Source organism: Aeromicrobium sp., assembly GCF_036675695.1.
Taxonomy (GTDB): domain Bacteria; phylum Actinomycetota; class Actinomycetes; order Propionibacteriales; family Nocardioidaceae; genus Aeromicrobium.
Window position 1 is genome coordinate 1 of record NZ_JAKFEL010000053.1, and the last position, 4,616, is coordinate 4,616.

General features: G+C 65.4%; 7 protein-coding genes and 1 pseudogene. 5 read left to right on the forward strand and 3 right to left on the reverse strand.

The window, feature by feature from the left end; translation table 11 throughout:
• Nucleotides 1-412 (forward strand): HNH endonuclease signature motif containing protein (locus tag V6M39_RS03690; RefSeq protein WP_332642325.1); only part of this gene is annotated, 412 nt, incomplete at its 5' end.
• 99 nt (nt 413-511) lie between these two features.
• Here V6M39_RS03690 and V6M39_RS03695 read toward each other — a convergent pair.
• The 3 genes from V6M39_RS03695 to V6M39_RS03705 form a co-directional block, all read right to left on the reverse strand.
• Nucleotides 512-892: a CPCC family cysteine-rich protein gene (locus V6M39_RS03695; protein ID WP_332642326.1), complete on the reverse strand. Its 381-nt coding sequence runs from the start codon at nt 890-892 to the stop codon at nt 512-514.
• A gap of 104 nt (nt 893-996) precedes the next feature.
• Nucleotides 997-1,341 (reverse strand): hypothetical protein, encoded by a 345-nt coding sequence (locus V6M39_RS03700; protein WP_332642327.1) that lies wholly within the window; start codon nt 1,339-1,341, stop codon nt 997-999.
• A gap of 94 nt (nt 1,342-1,435) precedes the next feature.
• Nucleotides 1,436-1,990, reverse strand: a complete 555-nt coding sequence (locus V6M39_RS03705; RefSeq protein ID WP_332642329.1) for a hypothetical protein — start codon at nt 1,988-1,990, stop codon at nt 1,436-1,438.
• Nucleotides 1,991-2,110: 120 nt separating this feature from the next.
• Between V6M39_RS03705 and V6M39_RS03710 the strand changes: the two genes are divergently transcribed.
• From V6M39_RS03710 to V6M39_RS03725, 4 genes and pseudogenes are all read left to right on the forward strand, one after another.
• Nucleotides 2,111-2,608: a hypothetical protein gene (locus tag V6M39_RS03710; protein WP_332642330.1), complete on the forward strand. Its 498-nt coding sequence runs from the start codon at nt 2,111-2,113 to the stop codon at nt 2,606-2,608.
• Nucleotides 2,609-2,750: 142 nt separating this feature from the next.
• On the forward strand, nt 2,751-3,284 hold the full coding sequence (locus V6M39_RS03715; protein WP_332642331.1) for a DUF1990 family protein: 534 nt from the start codon (nt 2,751-2,753) through the stop codon (nt 3,282-3,284).
• Between the two features lie 115 nt (nt 3,285-3,399).
• A complete protein-coding gene (locus V6M39_RS03720) occupies nt 3,400-4,368 on the forward strand; it encodes a DUF6159 family protein (protein ID WP_332642332.1) in 969 nt (322 codons plus the stop codon).
• Between the two features lie 62 nt (nt 4,369-4,430).
• Nucleotides 4,431-4,616, forward strand: a pseudogene (locus V6M39_RS03725) (threonine/serine dehydratase); the annotation flags it as partial.

A 4,616-nucleotide genomic window follows, 5' to 3' on the forward strand; every position in this document is an offset into this window, starting at 1 on the left:
CACCATGACCAAGGAGCAGTTGCTGGCCGAGCTCGCAGCAGCAGGATTGCTGACCGGCGACGCCCAGATCTCGGCCGAGGAAGCCCGGCGACTCGCCTGCCAGGCCTCGATCATCCCCGTCGTCCTGGGCGGCAAAGGCCAGATCCTCGACCTCGGCCGCTCCCAGCGCCTGTTCTCGAAGGCGCAGCGCAAGGCGATGCGGCTGCGCGACAAACGCTGCCGCGCCGAGGGCTGCGACATCCCGGCCGCGTGGACCGAAGCCCACCACCTGAAACCGTGGTCAGAAGGCGGAAAGACCGACCTCGACGACGGGATCTGCGCCTGCAACTTCCACCATCACCGGCTCCACGACCGCGCCTACTCCCACGAGCTATTGGCGAGTGGGGACGTCAGGTTCTACCGACGCAGATAGGTCGTTGTCCGTCGAGAAGCGCACCCAAGAGACGCTCACTGGGCGGCGTTCGTGGCGACCCCAGAACCACCCGGATCTGCCGATGTACGGGCACCGCCTCTAGGTGTGTTCGCTCCATCCGGGACGCCAGAAGGTCGGGCGCCACCAGTAGAGGACGGTCCGGTCGTCGGGCCAAGCGGCCAACTGCTCACCGCGTGGCTCGAAGAAGTCGACGGACCTGTCGATGGGCCGCCAACCTACGTCCCTCACGTCGTCGCCAGTGACCGGACGAACATGGGACAGCACCCGCTCTTCCACAGCACCGAGTTGCTCGAAGTGACGCTGCGCGACCTCCAACGCTGGCTTGTTCGCTCCGCCTGACCAGTTCGGCCAACGCAGTTGGACTGCGTCGTCTTCCCAGAAGCAGATGGCACAGATGTCGTAGGAACCAGGCTGTTCGTCGAACTGCAAGTAGCCGCAGCACGGACAGGGATGGATCACACGCGACATTCTCTACCAGCCCAGCAACCGCCCGATCATGCCGCGTCGGGGCGAAGCGCTCGACTCTGCCGCGTTCCGTGCTGTCGCGCCGATGAGCGTGCGGTTCAGTCGCCAACAAGTTCAATGACGAAGCGGCTGTCAGTTCCGCAGAGACCAATCATGGCGCGGAACCGGGTGAGACCTCGCCATGCCGTCCCGGCTCGTCCCTGACCCCGCCTGCTTTCTGGGATCGTCGCCAGCAGAGCGTCTACCTCGGGCCCGAGCGCGGACATCTCGGAACTAGCAAGTGTGGTCACTCCGTTGGGGCCGATCGCGTCGAGGATCGAAGATGCGCCCTGCCCGAGGAGGTCGTCGAAGTCCCCAGAGGCATCGAACGTGCCGCCGAAGGGGTCGGGGATGTCTCGAACCTTCGCGCCGTCAGCGTCCCGGAGTGTGATGTAGAGGCCCACACCCGCAGGGTGTCATGACGGCCCGACCAGCGCCCGGACATGACGCCGATAGCGTGCGCCGCAGCCATTCGTGGCTCGCTTTGGGAGCAACCTTTCATTCCGTTGAATGCAATGTCAGGGGCTGCAGCGAAGTGGCAACGACGTCGGCGATGCCCCGCATCGTGCGGGCTACGGAGCCAATCCCGCCAACAGAAAGCGTTGTGTTCGTCTCGTGAAGCGTGGCCTCGAGCGTCGTCTTCGGGCTGCCTGCGTGTACACCGCCTTCGACATGTGCAAGTTGCAGAATCACTTCCTTGACGGGAACCTCCTGGCCCTGGAGCCATGCGACGGTCCGGGCGAGGAACTGATCGAGTTTGAGAGCCTCGGTACCAGCCGAAGCAGTGATGGTCAGCCGGGGTGAGATGCCCTCCATGAGGAAGTACACCGTGGGCTCGTCCTCCAGGATTAGCTTCTGAAGCTCAGTCGGTCGCTCCACACGAAAGAGGACCCGCCTCCGCCGTTGCCGGTTAACTTGGTGCAAGAGCGGCGACTCGTCGAGGAGGAGTTTCCGGAGTGCCGCGGCGGCCTCAAGCATGTCAAACTCATCACCGGCCTCGACGATCCGTCCGAGCTTGCGCACCGTGAGATCGAATAGTCTCTGCCGCTCCATGTCGTGACACTAGGCAATGCGGCAACGAGACGCGCACAGACGCCGCGGTCCGTGCGTTCGTGCCGATAGTCGGGCGTTGCGTTGTGCGCCAAGCACGGGGCTCCGTGGGACCGTGGGACCGTGCTAAACCCAACGGAAGAACTGGCGCATCTGCGTGGAACCTCGGGTGGCGACGCACCGGGTCTTGTCGAGACGCTTCACATCGACGGGAGCAACGCTGAAGAGGTCCTCGATCGAGCCCGGGGCCTGTGGGAGTCGGTCTTGATCGGCTTCGATGAAGGTCTGAAGTGCGACGACCCTGAATGGTCAAGTCGGCTTCCTAGATGGTTCGTGGACGCTTGCTCGCCACAAATGTCGGACGAGGAGCGCGAACGCTGGCTGACTCACTGGCGAAGTCTTGACCGCGCCGGGAAGGCTCAAGCAGAAGCCGACCTTGGCTGGACCATGGTGGATTGGCTGGCCGCCGTTGACCGGGACAGTCGCGCATGGTGGTGGTGGGCGACGAACGCGCAGGCCGCGACGCTAGACGTGCTCGTAGACGGGTGGCCCGCTCCACTCGCATCGGCCGAGTGGATGCTGCTCGCGTCCGGAGCCAGCACCGTTCAACAGGAGTCATGAGCCTGATCGGTCACCTGGGGCGACCGCTCATGCCGCATTCAGTGCGGGATGCTGACGATGCCTCCGCAGGACCCGCACTCACCTGCCACGAATCCTTCGCGGAAGTGCCAGGCGGTGAGCGCCGGTCCTCAATGATGTCCCCATGGCAGTACGCGCGCTTCCGATGCAGAAGGCCGCAATGCTGCGGGCCGCACCCTTCACCTACGACGAGGTCGGTGCGACCGCCGACGGACCGCAGGCGGGGTACGGCTGGTTGGAGCGCTCGGCACCGCTGGTCCGTCGAGACTTTGACGGAGCGGGGAGGGACCTCTTCATGTGGCGGCTCCATGAGCGGTCGGGACTCCGTGTCCACGCATCGGAGTCACCGCTCCGCCAGGACACCGTCGTACTCATGCAACGCGGCCTGGGTGCCGCTTCCCTACAGCTCCCCTGCCGTGTCGCCTACGTGATCAACGAGCCCACGCTGCGCGGATTCGCGTACGGCACGCTCGACGGCCACCCCGAGTGCGGCGAAGAGCGGTTCGTCCTGGAACGCCACACCGACGAGACCATCACCGTCACGATCACCGCGTTCTCGCGACCGGCCTCGCTCCTCGCCAGGCTCGGCGGACCCGTCACCCGGAAGGCGCAGCAGACAATGACCACTCGCTATCTGCGCGCATTGGATCGTCTCTGACCATCCGCGCATGCCGACCTTCTGTGCAGTCGTACCAAAGGTCGCAGGAACGGCACGACATTGACCTAGCATGTGGCGACCACGCCCGTCGCGGGGTGCGATCAAAGGGGTCAGGATGTCGTATCCGGTTGGCTGGTACCCGGACTATGCGCTTCCCGGCCAGCGGCGCTACTGGGACGGCGAGCAGTGGACGCACTACGTCCACCTCAACGAAACGGACAGCGGAACCTCGCGCAAGCGAAGGAAGCTGCCGAAGTTCCGCCCGTCAGAGCAGCTGGTCGGGGCCACCTATCGGATGCTGTTCGCCGACAGGTCGATGATTGCGCTGTTGTTCGTCGGCTCATTGGTGGCGGCAACTGCCAGCGGGGCGATCCTGTTCCCGGCGATCTACTGGGGTCATGTCGAGCCGGGCTGGAGCAGCGGCGGGGTGCTAGGCGTCCTGGTGGCTGGTTCGTCGCTGGGAGCGGCGAGTTTCGTGTTCCAGTTCGTCGGCGGGGCTGTCGTTGCCGCCGCCCACCTGCGAGCGGAGGGCCGGCCCGCAACGGCGCGAGATGCGCTGGGAATTGCCTGGGGCCGGCGCCGGCAACTGTTGGCCTGGGCGCTCGTGTCGACCCTGGTCGGCGTACTGATCCGGATGCTCGAACGAATGGGCATCGGGGGTCTCGTTGCTGCGTTGACCCTCAACCTGGGATGGGCGTTCGCCACCGTGTTCGCAACGCCCGTGATCATGATCGAGGGCACCATGCCCGTCGCCACCGTCCGACGGTCCGCCGCCCTGCTGCGGGGTCATTTCACTGTCACGTTGATCAGCGCCGTCACGCTGGCGTTGCCATGGATCGCGATGGCCGTCGTGTCGGTCACCATCGGCGTTGCAGGCGGAATCACTCTTGCCCTTGCCGAAGGAATGGCAGCCACGCTGACAGGTGGGCTGCTACTGGCCGCCGGTGTGATCGGTTTCTGCTTCTTCTGTGCGGTCTCCTCCGCACTGGGCACCTACCTCGAGACCCTCCTCTATCGGTACGCCGTCGGTTTGCCCGTCCCCGGCGTCGACCAGCACCTGCTGCCACCGCTCGCACCCGCCTGACGCCTACACAGGGCGTCACTAGGCTCAGGAGAACCCCACCGGACCGGCAGAAGGCAGTAGCGATGATCACCCGCACCGATGTCGAGGCGGCCCGGGAGCGCATCGCGGGGCGCGTGCGTCGTACCCCGCTGCTGGCGATGGACGACAGCTTCGGCGGCACGGGCTGGTTCAAGTTGGAGTACCTGCAGCACACGGGCACGTTCAAGGCCCGCGGGGCGTTCAACCGGATCCTCAGCGCGGCCGAGGAC